Origin of the sequence: Sphingomonas sp. CFBP 13706 (genome assembly GCF_014842355.1) — a bacterium.
In the GTDB taxonomy this organism is placed as follows: Bacteria; Pseudomonadota; Alphaproteobacteria; order Sphingomonadales; family Sphingomonadaceae; genus Sphingomonas; species Sphingomonas aerolata.
In genome coordinates, this window is record NZ_JACYVM010000003.1 from 154,999 (window position 1) to 176,352 (window position 21,354).

The 21,354-nt window shown below is 67.3% G+C and carries 19 protein-coding genes; 11 read left to right on the plus strand and 8 right to left on the minus strand.

Features of this window, described 5'->3' with window-relative positions; all coding sequences use genetic code 11:
* The first annotated feature begins 84 nt into the window (after window positions 1-84).
* Complete coding sequence (locus tag IFS44_RS07325; protein WP_192098026.1) at window positions 85-1,695, plus strand: cisplatin damage response ATP-dependent DNA ligase; 1,611 nt, start codon at window positions 85-87, stop codon at window positions 1,693-1,695.
* On the opposite strand, the gene IFS44_RS07330 is transcribed toward IFS44_RS07325, so the two are convergent.
* Both IFS44_RS07330 and IFS44_RS22600 read right to left on the minus strand, forming a co-directional pair.
* Window positions 1,692-2,516: a glutaminyl-peptide cyclotransferase gene (locus IFS44_RS07330; RefSeq protein ID WP_192098027.1), complete on the minus strand. Its 825-nt coding sequence runs from the start codon at window positions 2,514-2,516 to the stop codon at window positions 1,692-1,694. The two genes, IFS44_RS07325 and IFS44_RS07330, sit on opposite strands and share 4 nt — an antisense overlap.
* A 37-nt stretch (window positions 2,517-2,553) precedes the next feature.
* Entirely contained in the window at window positions 2,554-3,408 is an 855-nt protein-coding gene (locus IFS44_RS22600; RefSeq protein ID WP_192098028.1) for a cold-shock protein, read from the minus strand.
* Between the two features lie 249 nt (window positions 3,409-3,657).
* Between IFS44_RS22600 and IFS44_RS07340 the strand changes: the two genes are divergently transcribed.
* The 6 genes from IFS44_RS07340 (at window position 3,658) to IFS44_RS07365 (ending at window position 9,359) form a co-directional block, all read left to right on the plus strand.
* Window positions 3,658-4,278 carry a ribonuclease D gene (locus IFS44_RS07340; RefSeq protein ID WP_192098029.1) on the plus strand — a complete coding sequence of 207 codons (621 nt, stop codon included), beginning with the start codon at window positions 3,658-3,660 and terminating at the stop codon, window positions 4,276-4,278.
* Window position 4,279: 1 nt separating this feature from the next.
* Window positions 4,280-4,945 (plus strand): LPS export ABC transporter periplasmic protein LptC, encoded by a 666-nt coding sequence (lptC, locus tag IFS44_RS07345; protein ID WP_235188218.1) that lies wholly within the window; start codon window positions 4,280-4,282, stop codon window positions 4,943-4,945.
* A 5-nt stretch (window positions 4,946-4,950) separates the two neighbouring features.
* Window positions 4,951-5,496 (plus strand): LptA/OstA family protein, encoded by a 546-nt coding sequence (locus IFS44_RS07350; RefSeq protein ID WP_192098030.1) that lies wholly within the window; start codon window positions 4,951-4,953, stop codon window positions 5,494-5,496.
* 90 nt (window positions 5,497-5,586) lie between these two features.
* Entirely contained in the window at window positions 5,587-6,381 is a 795-nt protein-coding gene (gene lptB / locus IFS44_RS07355; protein ID WP_107045271.1) for an LPS export ABC transporter ATP-binding protein, read from the plus strand.
* Between the two features lie 4 nt (window positions 6,382-6,385).
* Window positions 6,386-7,906, plus strand: coding sequence for an RNA polymerase factor sigma-54 (gene rpoN, locus IFS44_RS07360; protein ID WP_192098031.1), 1,521 nt, complete (start codon window positions 6,386-6,388; stop codon window positions 7,904-7,906).
* Between the two features lie 61 nt (window positions 7,907-7,967).
* A complete protein-coding gene (locus tag IFS44_RS07365) occupies window positions 7,968-9,359 on the plus strand; it encodes a DUF418 domain-containing protein (protein ID WP_192098032.1) in 1,392 nt (463 codons plus the stop codon).
* Here IFS44_RS07365 and IFS44_RS07370 read toward each other — a convergent pair.
* Both IFS44_RS07370 and IFS44_RS07375 read right to left on the minus strand, forming a co-directional pair.
* Window positions 9,356-10,354, minus strand: a complete 999-nt coding sequence (locus IFS44_RS07370; protein WP_192098033.1) for a ligase-associated DNA damage response exonuclease — start codon at window positions 10,352-10,354, stop codon at window positions 9,356-9,358. The genes IFS44_RS07365 and IFS44_RS07370 overlap by 4 nt on opposite strands.
* A 68-nt stretch (window positions 10,355-10,422) precedes the next feature.
* Window positions 10,423-11,028 carry a hypothetical protein gene (locus IFS44_RS07375; RefSeq protein ID WP_192098034.1) on the minus strand — a complete coding sequence of 202 codons (606 nt, stop codon included), beginning with the start codon at window positions 11,026-11,028 and terminating at the stop codon, window positions 10,423-10,425.
* Between the two features lie 92 nt (window positions 11,029-11,120).
* Here IFS44_RS07375 and IFS44_RS07380 point away from each other — a divergent pair, with 92 nt between their 5' ends.
* From IFS44_RS07380 to IFS44_RS07390, 3 genes are all read left to right on the plus strand, one after another.
* Window positions 11,121-13,553, plus strand: a complete 2,433-nt coding sequence (locus tag IFS44_RS07380; protein ID WP_244650030.1) for a ligase-associated DNA damage response DEXH box helicase — start codon at window positions 11,121-11,123, stop codon at window positions 13,551-13,553.
* An 87-nt stretch (window positions 13,554-13,640) separates the two neighbouring features.
* Entirely contained in the window at window positions 13,641-14,591 is a 951-nt protein-coding gene (locus tag IFS44_RS07385) for an aspartyl protease family protein (protein WP_206757822.1), read from the plus strand.
* Window positions 14,592-14,671: 80 nt separating this feature from the next.
* Window positions 14,672-16,063: a M20/M25/M40 family metallo-hydrolase gene (locus IFS44_RS07390; RefSeq protein WP_446740844.1), complete on the plus strand. Its 1,392-nt coding sequence runs from the start codon at window positions 14,672-14,674 to the stop codon at window positions 16,061-16,063.
* A 159-nt stretch (window positions 16,064-16,222) separates the two neighbouring features.
* Here IFS44_RS07390 and IFS44_RS07395 read toward each other — a convergent pair whose 3' ends face one another.
* Window positions 16,223-18,187, minus strand: a complete 1,965-nt coding sequence (locus IFS44_RS07395; protein ID WP_192098037.1) for a potassium transporter Kup — start codon at window positions 18,185-18,187, stop codon at window positions 16,223-16,225.
* A 124-nt stretch (window positions 18,188-18,311) separates the two neighbouring features.
* Between IFS44_RS07395 and pdeM the strand changes: the two genes are divergently transcribed.
* Window positions 18,312-19,007, plus strand: coding sequence for a ligase-associated DNA damage response endonuclease PdeM (gene pdeM / locus IFS44_RS07400; protein ID WP_192098038.1), 696 nt, complete (start codon window positions 18,312-18,314; stop codon window positions 19,005-19,007).
* Between the two features lie 15 nt (window positions 19,008-19,022).
* Here the strand turns inward: pdeM and msrA are convergent, their stop codons facing one another.
* The 3 genes from msrA to IFS44_RS07415 form a co-directional block, all read right to left on the minus strand.
* Entirely contained in the window at window positions 19,023-19,682 is a 660-nt protein-coding gene (gene msrA, locus IFS44_RS07405) for a peptide-methionine (S)-S-oxide reductase MsrA (RefSeq protein WP_056675127.1), read from the minus strand.
* An 84-nt stretch (window positions 19,683-19,766) separates the two neighbouring features.
* Window positions 19,767-19,913: a hypothetical protein gene (locus IFS44_RS07410; RefSeq protein WP_166746496.1), complete on the minus strand. Its 147-nt coding sequence runs from the start codon at window positions 19,911-19,913 to the stop codon at window positions 19,767-19,769.
* Window positions 19,914-20,116: 203 nt separating this feature from the next.
* Complete coding sequence (locus tag IFS44_RS07415) at window positions 20,117-21,316, minus strand: pyridoxal phosphate-dependent aminotransferase (protein ID WP_192098039.1); 1,200 nt, start codon at window positions 21,314-21,316, stop codon at window positions 20,117-20,119.
* Window positions 21,317-21,354: the final 38 nt, after the last annotated feature.

The window sequence follows — 21,354 nt, forward strand, 5'->3', positions numbered from 1 at the left end:
GCGGGGGCCTTTTTCATGTGACGCCCGTAGAGACGGTGATGCCAGCCGCCCGGAGCCGAGTGCCGGGCGGCGCGTTATCGGATCATGCATGCTTTCGCCGCGCTCCTCGATGCCCTCACCTATACGCGGTCGCGCAATGCGAAGCTGAAGCTGATCGGCGATTATCTGCGCGTGACGCCCGACCCCGATCGTGGCTGGGCGATGGCGGCGCTGACCGGCGATCTCGATCTGCCGGGCGTCAAATCGGCGGTCATCCGCGGATTGATCGAGGACCGTATCGATCCCGTCCTCTTCCGGATGAGCCGTGATTATGTCGGCGATACCGCCGAGACCGTCGCCCTGCTGTGGCCAGAGCCCGAGCCCTTGGGACCGGATCCGGTGCCCGCCGAACCGCTGTCGATCTCGCAGGTGGTCGACCGGCTGATGACGCTGTCGCGCGCCGAGGCGCCGGCGGCGCTTGCCGCGATGCTAGATCGGTCGGATGCGGAGGAGCGCTTCGCACTGCTCAAGATGGCGACCGGCGGGCTGCGGATCGGCGTTTCGTCGCGGTTGGCGAAGACCGCGCTGGCGGATGCGTTCGGGCTCGACGTCGATGCGGTCGAGGAAGTCTGGCATGGCCTGGCAGCCCCCTATCCGACGCTGTTCGCCTGGGCGGAGGGGCATGGCGCGCAACCGACCCCCGCCAACGTCCCCGTCTTCCGTCCCTTCATGCTCGCCCATGGTCTGGAGGATCTGCGCGTCGACCTCGCCGACTATGCGGCGGAGTGGAAATGGGACGGGATCCGCGTGCAGATCGTCCATGTCGCGGGTGAAACGCGACTCTACAGCCGGACCGGCGACGACGTGACCGCGAGCTTCCCCGAAATCGCCGCCGCCTTCGTCACGCCGGGGACGGTCGACGGCGAATTGCTGGTCAAGGGCGAGCATCAGGGGGGCACGCTGGAGGAGGGCGGCGGCGCGGCGAGCTTCAACGCGCTGCAGCAGCGGCTGGGGCGCAAGACGGTGTCGGCGAAGATGCTCGCCGAGTATCCGGCCTTTGTCCGCCTCTATGACCTGTTGATCGATGGCGACGAGGATCTGCGCGCGCTGCCCTGGACCGAGCGACGCGCGCGGCTCGAGGCGTTCGTGCCGCAGCTCGATGCCGAGCGGTTCGACCTGAGCCAGGTCATCGACGCCGTGGACTTCACCGCGCTCGAGGCGGTGCGCGCGGGCGCGCGCGACTCGGCGATCGAGGGCGTGATGCTCAAGCGCCGCGACTCGCCCTATGTCGGCGGGCGCCGCGTCGGGCTCTGGTATAAATGGAAACGCGACCCGCTCACCGCGGATTGCGTGATGATGTACGCGCAGCGCGGCAGCGGCCGGCGGTCCTCTTATTATTCGGACTATACCTTTGGCTGCTGGACCGAGGAGGGCGAGTTGCTGCCGGTGGGCAAGGCCTATTCGGGGATTACCGACGAGGAGCTCCGGATGCTCGATTCGTTCGTCCGCAAGAACACGCTCAACCGCTTCGGGCCGGTGCGCGAGGTCGCCAAGACGATGGTGCTCGAAATCGCGTTCGACGCGCTGCAGGAGTCGAAGCGGCACAAGTCGGGGATTGCGATGCGCTTCCCAAGGATCGCGCGGATCCGGACGGACAAGCCCGCGGCCGAGGCCGACCGGATCGACACGCTCCGCCGGATGATCCCCGCGCCCTAACCGTTGATCCGGATCTCGAACAGGGTCGGCCAGAGCTTGCCGGTGACGAACAGCCGCTTCTTCGCGGCATCCCAGGCGATGCCGTTGAGCACCGCGTCGCGGTCGCGGGCGCCGATCTCGGCGACCAGCGGACGCAGGTCGATGATCGCGATGACGCGGCCGGTGCCGGGGGCGATGCGGACGAGATATCCCGTCTGCCAGACATTGGCGAGGATCGCGCCATCGACATATTCGAGTTCGTTAAGCTGCGTCAGCGGACGCCCGTCGATCGTCACGCCGATCCGGCGACGTTCGGCGAGTGTCCTAGGATCGCGCAGGATCAACGACGCGCTGCCGTCGGACTGGATCAGGCCGTCCTTGTCGCTCGTCAGGCCCCAGCCCTCGCCCGCGTAGCGGTTGGTGCCGGTCGGCTTGAGCGTGCGGGCGTCCCAGCGGTGCGCGATGCCGTCATGCCAGGTCAGGCTGATCAGCTCGTTCTTCCACAGGCCGAGCCCCTCGCCGAACTGCGCCGGATCGATCCGGCGGCGCGCGACGATACGACCATCGAGAAGCGTGACGCGGCGGACATCGGACTGCCCCTCCTTGCCCGTGCTCTCGTAGAGCGCGCCGTCGTGCCACAACAGGCCTTCGGTGAATGCCGTCGCATCGTGCGGATAGCGGGCCACGATGCTGACTGACAGGATCGGCACGGCTGGCGCGGGCGCAGGAGCGGGCAATGTGCGCGTGGCAGGCTGGGGCGCCGCTGCGCCCTGCGCCAGAACGGCAACGGCCGGCCCCGCAAGTGCGAGACCGGCCGCTATCAGGCTATGTCCGATCGTCATGCTGGTTTGAAAAACCCCGATGACCGGACGGACGGGATTAGCCGCCTGCGCTCAGGTTGACTGCTGCATACTTGCCGCGACGATCGACTTCGAGCTCGAACTCGAGCTTGTCGCCCTCGTTCAGCGTGGCCATGCCGGCACGCTCGACCGCCGAGATGTGCACGAACGCGTCAGGCTGGCCATCATCGCGCTGAATGAAGCCGAAGCCCTTCATCGCGTTGAAGAACTTGACCGTACCCGTTGCCTTCTCACCGGTCAGCTGGCGCTGCGGCGCGCCGCCTGCACCACGATCGGCACCGGCGCGGGGTGCACCCGGGCCGGCATCACGATCACGCGGCGGACCACGATCGGTCACGGCCATCGGCTCGCCATCGATCTTGAGATCGGTTGCCGAGATGCGGCCGCCGCGATCGACGAGCGTGAAGCCGAGCGGCTGACCCTCGGCGAGAGCGACCATGCCGGCCTGCTCGACTGCGCTGATGTGCACGAACACGTCCTCGCCGCCGTCATCGCGAACGACGAAGCCGAAGCCCTTCTGCGCGTTGAAGAACTTTACGACGCCGGTGCCTTCACCAACGACCTGGGGGGGCATGCCGCGCCCGGCGCCACCGCCGCCGCCGCCGCTGAAGCCGCCGCCACCGCCGCCGCCGCGGTAACCACCGCCGCCACCGCCGCCGCCGCCGAAGCGATCACCGCCGCCGCCGAAGCTGCTGCCGCCGCCGCCGTAGCTGCTGCCACCGCCACCATAGCTGCTGCCGCCGCCGCCGAACCGGTCACCGCCGCCGCCGAAGCTGCTGCCGCCGCCGAAATCGTCGCTGCCGCCGCCGAAGCTGTCGCGCTTGTCGCGGCCACGCCCGCCACGGTTCCCGCGGCCACCTTTATCGAAACCCATAAGCCCTGATCGTCTTCCCGGTTCGCCCGCAAAATCTCTCCAAAAGCCGGCGTGTCCGGACGACGAACGCGGGCCCTCGGGCGCGAAACCTTTTGCGCCTTGGGGAAGGGCATAGCGCAAAAATCAAGCTATCGCGAACAGAATCTTGTCCGCTTGCTCCATTGGCGATGATCGCGGCAAAAGCATGGCGCACCCGCGTCATCGCGGAGGACCATTGAGCAAGGCGCCCCCGACCGCTAGGGCCACCGCATGACAGTGAATCTTCATGAAGGCGACATCCCGTCCGGGATCTTCGCACCGGGCGCCTCGATCGCCGTCGACACCGAGACCATGGGCCTCATCACGCCGCGCGACCGGCTCTGCGTCGTCCAGCTGTCGGATGGCGGCGCGGACGAACATCTCGTCCGGTTCGCGGCCGACAGCGACTATGCAGCGCCCAACCTCAAGGCGCTGCTCGCGGATCCGGAGCGGCTGAAACTCTACCATTTCGGACGATTCGATATCGCCGCGGTCCAGCATTATCTCGGCGTCGTTGCGGCGCCGGCCTATTGCACCAAGATCGCGTCGCGACTGGTCCGGACCTATACCGACCGACACGGGCTCAAGGAGCTGGTCCGCGAACTGCTGGGCCAGGACGTGTCGAAGCAGCAGCAATCCTCCGACTGGGGGAGCCCGAATCTCAGCGAGGCGCAGAAAGACTATGCCGCGTCCGACGTCCGCTTCCTGCACCGGATGAAGGAGGAGCTCGACAAGCGGCTGATTCGCGAAGGCCGCATGGAGCTCGCGCAGAAATGCTTCGACTTCCTGCCGACCCGTGCCGCGCTCGATCTCGCCGGATGGCCCGAGATCGACATCTTCGCGCACGCCTGACATGACCATGGCGCCCCCGTCCGACGCATCGGCGAAGACGATCCGGCAGGCCCGCTCGCCGCGTCAGGTCTGGGCGGCGCCGGGCAGCCGCCACGACCGCGTCGTCGGGCTGGCGCGACTCGGTCTGCCGACCGCGATCGGCGTGCTGACCGCATTCCTGGTGATGGCGCCGCTGACCGCGGGCGGCGACGTGTCGTTCGTGCTCGACAAGAACAAGGTCGAGGTCGCGCAGGAGCGCATGAAGCTGCAGGCCGCGCAATATCGCGGGCAGGATTCGAAGGGCCAGGCGTTCACGCTCGACGCCCGCTCGGCGATCCAGAAGAGTTCGGCCGAACCGATCGTGCAGCTCAACACGCTGAGCGCGCAGCTCCAGCTTGCCGACGGCCCCGCCAACATCAGGGCGAATTCCGGGCGCTACGACATGGACACCGAGAAGGTGCAGCTGAACGGCCCGCTCAACGTCACCGCTCCCAACGGCTATGACCTGAAAACCACCAATGCGACGCTCGACATGCGCGCGCGGACGATGGACAGCGGCAGCGCGGTGACGGGAACGGTGCCGCAGGGCGTGTTCAGTGCGAACAAGCTGCATGCCGATCTGGAAGCCCGCACCGTCAGGCTCGACGGCAATGCGCGCTTGCGGATCGTGCCGCGAGGGCCGAAATAGCCGCCATGCGCCTCATACCAAGCTCCGTCCTCCTGATGCTCTCCGCGCTCGCGGCGACCTGCGTCTCCGCGCAACGTGCGCACAACTCGAACGCGCCGATCGATTTCGGTGCGGACCATATCGAGCTGCAGGACAAGGCGAACCGCGCGGTGCTGAGCGGGGGCGTGTCGGTCAAGCAGGCGGACATGACGCTGAATTCGGCGCGGATGACGGTGGCCTATACCGGCGAAGTGGTCGGCGGGAACCCGCAGGTGTCGCGCCTCGACGCGTCGGGCGGCGTGACGGTGCGCCGGCCGGACCAGACCGCGAAGAGCCAATATGCGATCTACGACCTCAACCGGCGGGTGATCACGATGCTCGGCGCGGTGACGCTGACCCAGGGTGGCAACACCGTGAATGGCGGGCGGCTGACGATGAATCTCGATACCGGTCGCGCGGTGATCGACGGATCGTCGGTCCGCGGCAGCGGCGGCGCGACGGCCAGCGGCGGCACCGTGACCCAGACGGGCGGGCGCGTGACCGGCACCTTCTCGGTTCCCAAGCGCAACTGATCCGATGCGCGCACCGCCGGTCATCCGCGAAACCCGCCAGCCGAGCGCCAGCCGCTTTTACCCGCCCGCCCTCAGCAAGGCCAAAGCCTGATGGATGCCCCCACGCTGCCCCCGATCGAAACCCCCGGCCCGCACGGCGACGCGATCGTCGAAGCGCCGACGACCAACGGCCTTCAGGTCGTGTCGATCGCCAAATCCTATGACAAGCGCACCGTCCTGACCGATGTGTCGGTGTCGGTCGGGCGTGGCGAGGTGGTCGGGCTGCTCGGGCCGAACGGCGCCGGCAAGACGACGTGCTTCTATTCCGTGATGGGGCTGGTGAAGCCCGATTCGGGTCGGATCATGCTCGACGGCGACGATATCACGCGCCTGCCCATGTATCGGCGCGCGATCCTGGGCCTTGGCTATCTGCCGCAGGAAACGTCGATCTTCCGCGGGCTGACGATCGAGAAGAACATCCTGACGGTGCTCGAGCTGTCCGAACCCGACAAGGCGGTGCGCGAGCGCAAGCTCGACACGCTGCTCGAGGAGTTCGGCCTGACCCGGCTGCGCGCCGCGCCCGCGATGGCGTTGTCGGGCGGCGAGCGGCGCCGGGCGGAGATCGCCCGCGCGCTGGCCGCCGAGCCGTCGATCATGCTGCTCGACGAGCCGTTTGCGGGCATCGATCCGATCTCGATCGCCGACATTCGCGATCTCGTGAAGGATCTCAAGCGCCGCGATATCGGCGTGCTGATCACTGATCACAATGTCCGCGAGACGCTCGACATCGTCGACCGCGCCTACATCATCTATGATGGCCGCGTGCTGTTCTCGGGCAGCCCGGCCGAACTGGTCGCCGACGCGAATGTCCGCCGCCTCTATCTGGGCGAGGGCTTCTCGCTCTAGTGTCATGAGCCTCGCGCCTCGCCTGGACCTTCGCCAATCGCAGTCGCTGGTGATGACCCCGCAACTGCAGCAGGCGATCAAGCTGCTGGCGTTGTCGAACCTGGAGATCGAGGGGTTCATCGCCGAGGAGATCGAGCGCAATCCGCTGCTCGAGGCGGGCGCCGCGGACGATGGCGACAGACCCGACCGCGACGCCGGGCCGGAACCTGACGACGCCGCCCCCCGCGACGAACGCGTCGCCGCCGACGAGCTGGTGAGCGGCAGTGTCGGCAGCGACGAGCCCGCGCTCGACATCGACTATGCGACCGAGAGCCACCATCAGGACAGCGTCGCCGACGGCGGAAGCGGCACCGACGGCGCGCTGTCGATGAGCGGGGCCGGCGCGGGCGGTGGCAGCGATGGCGACGGGAACGGTCTCGATCTGGACGGCTTTGCCGATACCGGGCTCAGCCTTGCCGATCATCTGCTGGCGCAGGCGGGCCCCGCGGTCGCCGCGGATGACGCGTTCGTCGCGGCGCATCTGATCGACCAGATCGACGAGGCGGGGTATCTGACCGTACCGCTGCTCGAAATCGCCAACCGGCTGGGCGTCGCGCTTGCCCGGGTCGAGCATGTCCTGGCGGTGATCCAGACCTTCGACCCGACCGGGGTGGGCGCGCGCGACCTGGCCGAATGCCTGACGATCCAGGCGCGGGAGGCGGATCGCTATGACCCCTGCATGGCGCGGCTGATCGACAATCTCGATCTGCTCGCACGCGGCGAGATCGGGCGTCTGAAGCGGCTGTGCCAGGTCGATGACGAGGACATGGCGGACATGATCCGCGAGCTGCGCGGCTATGATCCGAAGCCCGGATGCCGGTTCGGCGGCGAGCCAAGCCGCGCGGTCGTGCCCGACCTGTTCGTCGCGCGGACCAAGACCGGCTGGAGCATCGAGATCAACACCGCGACGCTGCCGCGCATCCTCGTCAACCGCAGCTATTACACCGAACTGGCGCGTGGCGAGCAGGACAAGGCGTCGAAGGCGTGGCTCAGCGAGTGCCTCGCCAGCGCGAACTGGCTGGTCAAGGCGCTCGACCAGCGGCAGCGCACGATCATCAAGGTCGCAACCGAGATCGTGAAGCAGCAGGAGGCGTTCTTCCTCCACGGCGTCGCACATCTCAGGCCGATGACGCTGCGGATGGTCGCCGACGCGATCGAGATGCACGAATCGACCGTCAGCCGCGTGACCAGCAACAAATATGTCTCGTGCGGGCGCGGCCTGTACGAGCTGAAATATTTCTTCACCTCGGCGATCCAGTCGGCAGACGGCGGCGATGCGGTGTCGGCGCAGGCCGTCAAAAGCGCGATCAAGGCGCTGATCGCGAACGAGGGTGCCAAGATCCTGTCCGACGATACTTTGGTGGAATTGCTCGACGGCAAGGGCTTCGACATTGCCCGGCGCACCGTTGCCAAATATCGCGAGGCGCTCGGCATCGGCAGTTCGGTACAACGCCGCCGCGCCCGTGCGCTCGAGGGCACCGGCTGACGCTTGCCTTCGCACCGGATCGGCGTAGCGTCCGGCTTGCATCACGGGGGGGCCCAGACCGATGAACGACCTTTCCGCCAGCCGTGATGGCGACGCCGAGCGCGTGGCGACGTCGCCAGCGATGACCGCGGCCGAACCCGATGGCGCGCCACGCATCGCGGTACTCGATATCCTGCGCGGGATCGCGATCCTCGGCATCCTGTTCATGAACATCAACGACATGGGCGGGTCGCTCTACGCGTCGTTCGACGATATCCGGCATTTCGGCTGGACCACGCAGGACCAGATCGCCTGGTGGCTGCGCGAGGTGATCGCCAACGGGACCGCGCGCTGCATGCTCGAGATGCTGTTCGGCGCCGGGATGGTGATCCTGACCGACCGCGCCGCGCAGCTGGCGGGGACGCGCGTGGTGATGAAGCGCTATTATGCGCGTAACCTGCTGCTGCTCGCGTTCGGCGTGGTGCACATCCTCGTCCTGCTGTGGCCGGGCGACATCCTCCACACCTATGGCCTCGCGGCACTGATCGCCTTCCTGTTTCGCGGACTGCGCCCCCGCCTGCTTCTGACCATCGGCCTGTCGGCGGCGGCGCTGCAGTTCGCCGGCGGCACCTACGGCTATGTCTCCACCACGCAGACCCAGGCGCAGGTCGCCGCGATCGAAAGCGCGCAGCGCGCCGGGCGACCGGTCACCGCCGCGGACCGCACGCTGCTGACCAAGGTCGCCGAGGGGGCTGCAAGACGCGCCAAGACCAAGGCCGAGGATGCTGCGCGGATCGCCGCCGAGGACAAGGCGCGTACGGGCAGCTTCATGACCTGGGCGACGTATCAGTGGAGTGTCATCGCCTATCTGCAGAGCCGTGGGCTCGAGCTGGTGTTCGTGTGGGAAGCGGCCGGCGTGATGCTGATCGGCGCGGCGCTGTACAGGCTCGGCATCCTGCAGGGCGGACGATCGCGCGCCTTCTATGCGCGGATGACGCTGATCGCCTACGGGATCGCGATCCCGCTGCGGATGATCGGCGCGGCGGAGCAGATGCGCTTCGATACCGCGCCGAAGACGCTCTGGGCGACCGCGGAGGTCAGCCGGCTGGCGATGACACTCGGCCATGTCGGCGCCGTCCATCTGCTGGTCGGGACGATCCTCGGCGCGCGGCTGTTGCGGCCCTTCGCCGCCGCCGGCCGGACCGCGCTGTCGCTCTACGTGCTGCAGACGATCATCGGCCTGTGGATCCTGTTCCCGCCCTTCGCGCTGGGGCTGTACGGCCAGTTCGGATGGGCCGCGCTGATGGGGATCGCGCTGGCGATCAATATCGGCCTGTTGTGGCTCGCCAATGCCTATCTGCGCACGTTCGGCATCGCGCCGGTCGAATGGGCGTGGCGGTCGCTGCTCGAGCGGCGCCGGTTGCCGTGGCGCAAAACACGTATCACCCCCGCCATGCGGCCGGCATCCGCCTAGTCATCCTCGTCCTCGAACCCGACCAGCGCCAGCGCGCGCGCCTTGATCTGGCGGGTCATGCACCAGTGGACGAGCGCATCCTCACGGCCATGCGTGACCCATACCTCGCGCGGTGCGATCTCGGCGAGCGTGTCGATGAGCTCGTCCCAGTCGGCATGGTCGCTCAGGATCAGCGGCAATTCGACATTCTTCTGCCGCGCGCGCCCGCGGGCGCGCATCCAGCCGCTCGCCATCGCGGTGATCGGGTCGGGCAGGCGCCGCGACCAGCGATCGTTGAGCGCGCCGGGCGGGCACATCACGACATGCCCCGCCATGTCGGCCTTCTTGGCGTCCGCAACCGGCAGCAGGGTGCCGAGACGGACGCCGTGATCGGCGTAGAGATCGCACAGCCGCTGGAGCGCGCCATGGATGTAGATCGGCGCCTCATGCCCCCGCGCGCGCAGTTCGGCGATCACGCGCTGCGCCTTGCCGAGCGCATAGGCCCCGACCAGGACGCAGCGGTCGGGATTGGCGTGCAATGCGGCGATCAGCTTGTCGATCTCGTCGCCGGTATCGGGGTGACGAAAGACCGGCAGGCCGAAGGTCGCCTCGGTGACGAACACGTCGCATTTGACGGGCTCGAACGGCGTACAGGTCGGATCGCTCCGCCGCTTGTAATCGCCCGAGACGACGACCCGTTCGCCGCGATAGTCGAGCACGATCTGCGCCGAACCCAGGACATGGCCGGCGGGGACGAAACCGATATCGACCTCGCCCATGCGGATCGTCTCGCCATAGGCGACCGGGTGACCCGATTGCGGACCATAGCGCGCGTCCATGATCGCCAGCGTCTCGGGCGTCGCCCAGACCGCGGCATGGCCGCCGCGCGCATGATCCGCATGGCCGTGCGTGACGAGCGCCCTCTCGCTCGGGATCGACGGATCGATCCACGCGTCGATCGGCTTGACGAGGATGCCGTGTGGATGCGGTTCGAGCCAGTCGCCGAGTTTTGCCATCACGCTACTACGCCCGAGCCGCGGCTGCGGTGCCACGCGCAACGGCGGAGCGGCACAGCCGCGGTCGCCTAGCGGCGCCGGCCGACCTTGACCGTCTTCAGGATCGCATCCATCCGCGCCGCGGCGACCGCCTGGGTCGGTGCATTGCGCGGCGGCGGCGATCCCGCCTTGGCCGCATAGGTGATCCGGTCGACCGCGTAGCAGGTGCCGCCGATGACGCTGCGCAGCGTGAGCGCGCGGACCTGCTGGCTCATCCCGGCATCACCCGTCTCATAGGTCGTCCAGCGCTGACCGCCGAGCGTGCGATCGGCGAGGCGGCGGCTGTTCGCCGATGTCAGCCCGTCGGTGGTGCAGCGCGCGATCACCGCCGTGCTCCGGCTGAAGCCGACCTGGATCATCTCGGTCACCTGACCCTGCCCGTCGGTCGGCTTTGCGACCTGCCAGAACCGGACGATGCCGACGCCCCGCCCGGGCAGCGTGCCGTCCCACATCGTCCGCCAGCCGCTGGTCATCAACGCGCGGCCGGCGAAGTTGCGCGTCGGGGTCAGGGTCGACGGATAGGCGAGGCGAACCGTGCCGCCTGCGCCGACGAACTTCTGCGTCGCCGCCGTCGCATTGGCAAAGGGCAACAGCGCGATCAGGGACAGCGGCGCGAGATGGCGAAGAATCGACAAGGTTGGTCTTTCACAGGCTAAACAGATCGATGGTCCGACAAATTGCCGACCGGGTGAGCGCCGTCCATGGCGTTGCGGCATAGTGCACCCATATGACGACCATGCGTGAACAGGCCGTGAGCGACCTTCCCCCCCAACTTGATGACTGGTTCGCGACACGGGGCTGGCGGCCGCGCCGGCATCAGACCGACATGCTGGCGCAGGGACGCGCCGGGCACCACGCGCTGCTGGTCGCGGCGACAGGGGCAGGCAAGACGCTCGCCGGCTTCCTGCCGACGCTCGCCGAGTTGATCGAGGAGCCGACCAGCGGGCTCCACACGCTCTATGTCTCGCCGCTGAAAGCGCTCGCGGTCGACGTCCAGCGCAACCTGCTGACGCCGATCGAGGAGATGGGCGTCGACATCCGCGTCGAGACGCGCACCGGCGACACGCCGTCGGACCGCAAGGCACGGCAACGCGTGAAACCGCCGCAGATCCTGCTGACCACCCCCGAATCGCTGTCGCTGCTGCTGAGCTATCCCGACAGCATCACGATGTTCGAGGGCATCCGCACGATCGTGATCGACGAGGTCCATGCGTTTGCGACGGGCAAGCGCGGCGACCTGCTTTCGCTGTGCATGGCGCGGTTGCAGACAATCTCGCCGGGCATGCGCCGCGTCGCGCTGTCGGCGACGGTCGCGGATGCCGACGGCTATCGCGCGTGGCTCGCCCCCGACGGCGATATCGACCAGGTCGCGATGGTGCAGGGCGAGGCGGGCGCGGATCCGGACATCGCGATCCTGCTGCCCGAGGGTCGCATTCCGTGGTCGGGCCATTCGGGCCGCTATGCCGCCGAGCAGGTGATGGCGGAGATCGAGAAACATGCGACGACGATCGTGTTCTGCAACACGCGCAGCCTCGCCGAGCTGATCTTCCAGGATCTGTGGAAGGTGAATGCGAACACGCTGCCGATCGGCGTCCATCATGGCAGCCTCGCACGCGAGGCACGACGCAAGGTCGAGGGCGCGATGGCGGAGGGCAAGCTGCGCGCACTGGTCGCGACCGCCAGCCTCGACCTCGGCGTCGACTGGGGCAATGTCGACTGCGTGATCCAGATGGGGGCGCCCAAGGGATCGTCGCGGCTGCTCCAGCGGATCGGCCGCGCCAATCACCGGCTCGACGAGGCGAGCAAGGCGATCCTCGTCCCCGGCAACCGGTTCGAATATCTCGAGGCGCGCGCCGCATTGGACGCGGTCGAGGCGGGCGAGCTCGATCCCGACCTGTTCCGCGTCGGCGCGCTCGACGTGCTGGCGCAGCATGTGATGGCGTGCGCCTGCGCCGCGCCGTTCCGCGAGGAGAACCTGCTCGACGAGGTGCGCTCGGCGCTCCCCTATTCGGCGCTGCCAGCCGAGACTTTCTCGCGCGTGCTCGGGTTCATCAGCGACGGCGGCTATGCGCTCAAGGCCTATGACCGGTTCAAGCGGTTGACGCAGGTTGCGGACGGCACATGGCGGATCAGCCATCCCAAGTTCATCGGCCAGCACCGGCTGAACGCAGGGATCATCGTCGAGGCGACGATGCTCAACGTGCGGTTCGGCAATGGCCGCGCGCTCGGCCGCGTCGAGGAAGGCTTCGCGGCGCAGCTCAGCCCCGGCGACACCTTCTTCTTCGCCGGCCTCAGCCTTGAGGTCATCAAGATGGACACCGAGGACCTCGTCGTCCGCGCGACCTCAAAGCCTGCGCGGATCCCGACCTATGGCGGCAGCCGGATGCCGCTGTCGACCAACCTCGCCGACCGCGTCCGCGGCTTCCTCGCGCATCCCGGCGAATGGGCGCGGTTTCCCGACGATGTGCGCGAATGGCTCGAATATCAGCGGTTGCGCTCGGTCCTGCCCGAACCCGGGCAGCTGCTGGTCGAAACCTTCCCGCGCGAAGGGCGGCATTACATGGTCGCCTACAGCTTCGAGGGGTGGAACGCGCACCAGTCGCTCGGCATGCTGATCACCCGGCGGATGGAGACGCAGGGGCTCAAACCGCTCGGCTTCGTCGCGAACGACTATGCGCTGGCGGTGTACGGGATCGACAAGATCACCGACCCGGCATCGCTGTTCTCCGCCGACATCCTCGAACATGAATTCGTCGACTGGGTGCAGCAATCGCACCTGCTCAAACGCGCGTTTCGCGAGGTCGCGGTGATCGGCGGGCTGGTCGAGCGCCAGCATCCCGGCAAGCGCATGACCGGGCGTCAGGTCACCTTCTCGACCGACCTGATCTATGACGTGCTGCGCAAATACGAGCCGACGCATTTGCTGCTCGAGGCGGCCTGGGCGGATGCGCGCGCGCGGATGACGGATGTCGGGCGACTGGCCGGGCTGCTCGACCGCGCGGCGGAGACGATGCTGCATGTCGATCTCGAGCGCGTGACGCCGCTCGCGGTGCCCATCCTGACGCTGATCGGGCGTGAGAAGGTCGCCACCAACACGTCCGACGACGCCCTGCTGATCGAGGCGGAGGCACTGGCGGCCGAGGCGATGCGGATCGACTGAACGGACGCGAGACGAACCAGGGACGAACGACTTGTCGTCCGTCGGTTTCGGGCGCAGCATCGGGTCATGCGCAGGTGGTCAGGCCCGGTGTTGCTCATCATCTCTGCCCCGGCTGCGGCCCAGCAGACTGCCCCCGACCCTATCCCGCAAGCCGCCGCCCCGCCCGCTTATGCTGCACCGGTCGATGATGCAGCATCCGCAGCAAACACGGTGATGCTGTTCGGGCAGGACGAGAGCAGGATGACCGTGCCCGTGTCGATCGCGGGCACCAGTCCGCAGAAGTTCGTCGTCGATACCGGCGCGCAACGCACCGTGATCTCGCGCGAGCTTGCGGCGGTGTTGCGGCTTGCGCCCGGCCGGATCGTCCGCGTCACGGGCATGACCGGATCGGACAGCGTCGCGACCGTGATCATCCCGGCACTGCGGGTCGGCACGATCGACAGCCCGGCGATCGAGGCGCCCGCGATCGCCGCGCAGAATCTGGGAGCGCTGGGGCTGCTGGGGATCGACACGCTGCAGGGACGCGCGGTGGGGATCGATTTCGACACCCGCACGATGACCGTGACGCCCGCGCGCCGGCGCAACCGCCGCGAGCGGACCGAGCGGGGCGAGATCGTCGTCCGGGCGCGCAGCCTGTTCGGCCAGCTCGTCGTCACCGACGCCTATTGCAACGGCGTCCGGATCCGCGTGATCATCGATACCGGGTCGTCGGTCAGCATGGGCAATGCCGCACTGCGCCGCAAACTGTTGCGCAAGCCGGTCCGGTCGCAATCGATCGCGCTGACCGGTGTTACCGGACAGACAGTGATGGCGGACTATTCGACGATCGATCGCGTCATGATCGGCAGCCTGACGATCACCAGCCTGCCGATCGCGCTGACGGCCGTAGACGCCCCGCCCTTTCGTCAGTTCGGACTGGCGGAACGGCCCGCGATCCTGCTCGGCATGGATGCGCTGACGCTGTTCCGCCGCGTCGACATCGACTTTGCCAATCGCGAGGTGCGGCTTGCCCTGCCGCGCAATGTCACGCAGCGTTGAGGTTGCGTGATCGATCATTCGCTGCAACGCTGCTGCAATAAACGATCAAGGGGACGACGATGCGCGCAGTAAGCAGGGTGATGGCGGGAGTGATGCTGACGGCCAGTGTCGTCACCATGCCCGGTACGGGATTTGCGCAAAGCCGCCCCGACCAGAAGGCGTTTTTCGGGCTCTACAAGGAGCTGGTCGAGACCAACACGACGCTGTCGTCGGGCAGCTGCACCCAGGCCGCGGCGCAGATCGGCGCACGGCTGAAAAGCGCGGGCTATGCCGATGCCGACATCACCTATTTCTCGGTACCCGAGCATCCCAAGGATGGCGGGCTGGTCGCGGTGCTGAAGGGGTCGGACGCGTCGATCAAGCCGATGCTGCTGCTCGGGCATCTCGACGTCGTCGAGGCCAAGCGCGAGGACTGGGTGCGCGATCCGTTCACGCTGATCGAGGAGGGCGGCTATTATTATGCCCGCGGCACCGTCGACGACAAGGCGCAGGCGGCGATCTGGTCCGACGCGATGATCCGCTTCAAGACGTCGGGCTATACGCCGAAGCGGACGATCAAGCTCGCGCTGACCTGTGGCGAGGAGACGACCTTCGCGTGGAACGGCGCGCAATATCTGGCCGCGAGCAAGCCCGACCTGATCGCCGCCGAATTCGCGTTGAACGAGGGCGGCGGCGGGCGGCTCGACGATACTGGCAAGCGCCAGCTGCTGGCGATCCAGGTCGGTGAGAAGGCCGCGCAGAATTACACCTTCACCGCGACCAATCCCGGCGGGCACAGCTCGCAGCCGACACCCGACAATGCGATATACGAACTCGCCGATGCGGTGAAGGCGGTGCAGGGCTATGAATTCCCCGTGACCTTCACCGACACGACGCGCGCCTTCTTCGCCGCGAGTGCAAAGGCGATGCCGGGCACGATGGGCGACGCGATCACGCGGCTGCTCGCCAATCCGCAGGACAAGGCGGCCGACGCGATCGTCAGCCGCGACAAGGCGATGCATTCGACGCTGCGCACGACCTGTGTCGCGACGCTGCTGAGCGCGGGCCATGCCGAAAACGCGCTGCCGCAGCGCGCGACCGCGAATGTGAACTGCCGGATCTTCCCCGGCGAGACGGTCGACGGCACGCTGGCGAAGCTGAAGTCGCTCGCCGGTACCAAGGTGAGCGTGACCGCGAACCAGCCGGTCCGGCCGACCGCGATCCCGCCGACGCTCGACCCCAAGATCATGGGCCCGGTGACGAAGGTCGCGGCCAAGCACTTCCCCGGCCTGCCGATCCTGCCGTTGATGTCGACCGGCGCGACCGACGGCATCTTCTTCGAGGCGATCGGCATTCCGGTTTACGGCGCGCCGGGCGTGTTCATCGACAAGGACATGGGCGGCATCCACGGCCTGAACGAACGGATCCGGATTGCATCGCTCTATGACGGCCGCGACTATCTGTACGATCTGGTCAAGGCGTTCGCGGGATGATGCTGAATCCCTCTCCCCTTGGGGGAGAGGGAAGGAGGAGCCGCAGGCGACGGAAGGGTGAGGGGTATTGGGACAGGGTCCCGAGCCACACTCCCCTCACCCTTCCCACCCGGCTTCGCCGTGCGGGCCCCTTCCCTCTCCCCCTAGGGGAGAGGGAGTCTAGACGGTGACCTGCTCGCCGAGTTCGAGCACCTTGCCCGGCGGGATCCGCAGGAACTCGGTCGGATCGCTCGCGTTGCGCTGCAGGAACATGAAGATCCGGTCCTGCCAGGGCGGCATGCCCTTTTCCGCGTCGGGCTTGAGCGTGTTGCGGCCGATGAAGAACGACGTCCGCATCGGGTCGAGGCCGAGCTGCTCGGTCTTCGCGCCGACACCAAGATCGCGCGGCACGTCGGGGGATTCCATGAAGCCGTAGGTCAGCACGACGATCGAGAAATTGTCATCGACCCGCTCGACCTTGGCGCGGCCCGCCTGATCGACAAACGGGCGATCCGCGGTGCGGATGCTGACGATCAGGTTGCGCTCGTGCAGAACCTTGTTGTGCTTCAAATTGTGGAGCAGCGCGCCAGGCGTGGCGTGCGGATTGGCGGTGAGAAACACCGCGGTCCCCGACACGCGTTCGGGCGGGCGCTTCTCGAGCGCGGCGGCGAGATCGCTGAGCGGGATGCTCTGCCGCTTCTCGAACGCGCTGACGATCTTCTTGCCGCGCACCCAGGTGAAGATGATCAGCCCGATCGACGCCGCGATCACCAGTGGCACCCAGCCGCCCTCGATCACGCGCAGGATGTTCGCGCCGAAGAAGATCAGGTCGAGCGTCAGGAACGGCAGGATTGCGGCGAGCGCCAGCGGCCGCGACCAGTTCCAGCGGTGCCGCACGACGATATAGGCGAGCAGCGTGGTGACGACCATCGTGCCGGTCACCGCGATACCGTACGCCGCGGCCATCGCCGACGAGGTCTTGAACTGGATCACCAGCACCAGCACGCCGATCAGCAGCAGCCAGTTGATCGCGGGAAGGTAGATCTGCCCGGCGAACACCGCCGAGGTCTGGCGGATGCGCAGCCGCGGCAGCAGGCCGAGCTGGATCGCCTGCTGCGTCAGGCTGAACGCGCCGGTGATCACCGCCTGGCTGGCGATGACCGTCGCGAAGCCCGCGAGAATGATCAGCGCGGGGCGCAGTGATTCGGGTGCCATCAGGAAGAACCAGTCCTGATTGACGAACGGGACGCCCCGACGCGCGGCATCCTCGAGCTGCGACAGCGCGAACGCGCCCTGCCCGAGATAGTTGAGCGCGAGCGCCGGAAAGACCAGGAAGAACCAGCCGATCCGGATCGGCATCTTGCCGAAATGGCCCATGTCCGCGGTCAGCGCTTCCGCTCCGGTGACGGTCAGGAACACCGCGCCGAGCACGAACAGCCCGGTGACGCCGTGGGTCGCGAGAAACGCGACACCGTAGGTCGGCGAGAAAACGCGGACGATCGAGGGCTCGTCGGCAATATGCCACACGCCCAGCGCACCGATCGCGACGAACCAGACGATGCAGACCGGACCGAACAGCTTCGAGACATGCGCCGTCCCGCGCGACTGGATCACGAACAGGACGATGAGAATGGCGATCGTCAACGCGCGCACCACGCCCTCGTTGAAGATGTGCGCAGCGCTCGGAATCGTTCGCAGCCCTTCCATCGCCGAGAGGACGGACAGGGCCGGCGTGATGATCGCATCGCCGTAGAACAGCGACGCGCCGGCGGCCCCGAGCACGATCGCGATCTTCGAGCGCACCCCCAGCGCGCGCCTTGCGAGCGCTGCGAGCGCAAGCACGCCGCCCTCGCCCTGATTGTCCGCGCGCATCAGGAAGATGACGTATTTCACGGTGACGACGAGGAACAGCGACCACAGCGCCAGGCTGAGCACGCCAAGAATCTCGCTCGGATCGATCCCGCCCGCAGCACTCTGGCCGAGCGCTTCGCGGAAGGCATAGAGCGGGCTGGTGCCGATATCGCCGAACACCACGCCGATCGCCCCCACGGTCAGCGCGGCGAGCGCCGGGTGCGGGTGAAGATGCGCCGCCGACAGGTCGGTGGACGTTTCAGCGGGCTGGGGTGTTCCGGCGACGGACGACATGGCGCGAAAAGCGCTCCTCCTGATGGGACGGCGCGCTTTACGCCGATTGCAGCCATGCGCAAGTGTTCGACGCTGCGCTGCACAATCGCTTGATTCGAACGTCGACCGACGGCATGGCCACCTGATGGTTCCCTTTTCGTTCGGCGGACACACGCTTTCGGCGCTGGCGGCAGGTGCGGTTTACTGGCCCGCGCGACACGCCTTGCTGGTCGCCGACCTGCATTTCGAAAAGGCGAGCTGGTTCGCCAGCCGTGGCCAGATGCTGCCACCTTATGATTCGATCGCGACCTTGACCGAACTCGCCGCCGTGCTCGACGCGACCGGCGCGACCGAAATCTGGTGTCTCGGCGACAGTTTCCACGACAGCGACGGTTGCGACCGGCTGCCGCAGCGCGCGCAGGAGATGCTGCGCGCCATGACGCAAAAGACGCACTGGACCTGGATCACGGGCAATCATGACCCGATGATCCTCGACCGGTGCGGTGGCACGGTAGTCGACGAGGCCTGTGTCGATGGCCTGGTGCTGCGCCACGAGGCCGATCCGCGCGAGACCCGGCACGAACTCTCGGGCCATTTCCATCCCAAATTGCGCCTTCGGCTGCGCGGCAAGCAGGTCGCGCGGCGGTGTTTCGTCGCGACCGAGACCAAACTGATCCTGCCCGCCTTCGGATCGCTGACGGGCGGGCTGGACGTCGACCATCCCGAGATCATCCGCGCAGTGGGCACTGGTGCGCAGGCACTGTTGCCGGTCGCAGACCGGATGCTGCGGTTTCCGGTCGCCGCGCAGCGGCCGGACACGCGGATCGCCGTATCCGCCTGAGGTGATCAGCCGGCGTCAGCTGGCGATCGTCGGGAAGGCCTTGCGGAACGCCGCGAGCTTGGGCTTGTCCCAGGCGACGATGTAGGGATGCGTCGGGTTCCGGTCGAAAAAGTCCTGATGATAGGCTTCGGCGGGGTAGAAGCTGCCGGTTTCGAGCGTCGTGACGATCGGCCGCGCAAACGCCCGCGTCTGACCAAGCTGTGAGATATAGGCGCGTGCGACCTGCGCCTGCTGCGGGGACTGCGGGAAGATCGCGGAGCGATAGCTGGTACCGCTGTCGGGGCCCTGCCGGTTCAGCTGCGTCGGATCATGCGCGATCGAAAAATAGACGCGCAGCAGCGTGGCATAGCTCACGACGCGGGGATCATAGCTGATCCGCACCGCCTCGGCATGCCGCGTGGTTTCGCTCGACACCTGCTCGTAATTCGCGGTCGCCTTGGTCCCGCCGGCATAGCCTGCGGTCACGCCCTTGACGCCGCGGACATGCTCGAACACCGCCTCGAGCCCCCAGAAACAGCCCCCCGCCAACACTGCGGTCTGCAGGCCGCCCGTCCGCGGGACATCGACGGTCGCGGCCGGGATGATGACCGCGCGCTCTGCCTGCGCAGAACCGGTGGCGATGACCGCACCGGCGAGGCCGACGGCGGCGAGCGTTGCGAAAAGGGGCGTGTGCATCTTGATCATGTGGGGCGTCTCGATGACGTTTCCAGCCCCGGCGCGGAATGCCTTTCGGCGACCGATCACCGGGATTCAGCAGGCTCAGCGCTGGGCGGGCGCGGTGTGCACGGGCGCGCCATACACCGGCTGCGTTGCCTCGGCGGGCTGGAACGCAAGGAGACCCAGCGCACCCAGAACAAAACCGCCAGTAAACTGCCAGAGAAAGCTCGACTTGATAAGATTGCGCATCATGCGCTCCTGTTGAAATCAGACTTGGCATGATCCCGGTGGATCACGTCAGCTACGACCCAGCATGTCGTGGGGATGCCGCGTCTTCACAATGCCGTTTTATGAAACGGTCGATTAACGCGATGTGGCCAATCCGTTCATCCGCCAGCAGGGTTGCTGGCGGATGTCCGGGCATGTCCGCGATGTTGCCGAGGCGTGCCGGATCAGCGCAGCGCGGCGCAGGCGGTCTGGATCCGCGTGCAGGCCTCGCGCAGCAGCGTGTCCGACGTGGCATAGCTGATCCGGAACGCGGGGCTGAGGCCGAACGCCGCGCCCTGCACGACCGCGACCTTGGCATCGTCGAGCAGATAGCCGACCATCGCCTCGTCGGTGTCGATCAGCCGACCGTTCGGCGTCGACTTGCCGATCAGCGCGGCGAACGACGGATAGACGTAGAACGCCCCCTCGGGCGTCGGGCATTCCATGCCGTCAATGTCGTTCAGCATCGACACGACCAGATCGCGGCGGCCTTGGAAGGCGGTGTTGCGCTCGGCGAGGAACGACTGGTCGCCGTTGAGCGCGGCAACGGCGGCGGCCTGCGCGATCGAGCACGGGTTCGAGGTCGACTGCGACTGGAGCTTGGCCATCGCCTTGATCAGCCAGCTTGCGCCGCCGGCATAGCCGATCCGCCAGCCGGTCATCGCATAGGCCTTCGAACAGCCATTGACGGTCAGCGTGCGCTCGAACAGCTCGGGGCAGGCCTCGGCGATCGTCGCGAACCTGAAGCCGTCATAGACGATATGCTCGTACATATCGTCGGCGAAGATCCAGACATGCGGGTGCTTCGCGAGCACCGCGCCCAGAGCCTTCAGCTCGTCGATCGTGTAGCCGGCGCCGGTCGGGTTCGACGGCGAGTTGAGGATCACCCACTTGGTCCTGGGCGTGATCGCCGCGTCGAGCGCCTCGGGTGCGAGCTTATAGCCGACCTCGGGGCCGGCCTTGACGATCACCGGTACACCGCCGGCGAACTGCACGACGTCGGGATAGCTGACCCAATAGGGTGCGGGGATCACGACCTCGTCACCCGGATCGATCGTCGCGACCATCGCGTTGAACAGGGTGTGCTTGCCGCCCACGTTCACGCTGATCTGGTCGGTCGCATAGGTCAGGCCGTTGTCGCGCGCGAACTTGGCGGCGATCGCCTGCTTCAGCTCGATCGTACCGTCGACATTGGTGTATTTCGTCTTGCCGTCGCGAATCGCCTGGATCGCGGCCTCCTTGACGAAATCGGGCGTGTCGAAATCAGGCTCGCCCGCCCCCAGCCCGATCACGTCGACGCCGGCGCGCTTCAGTTCGAGCACACGCGACGTGATCGCGAGGGTCGGCGAAGGGCTGATGCGGCCAAGGGCGGCGGATGCGTGCATGGTGAAACCTCTGCGGTTGACCGCAGCGGCGCCTGCGG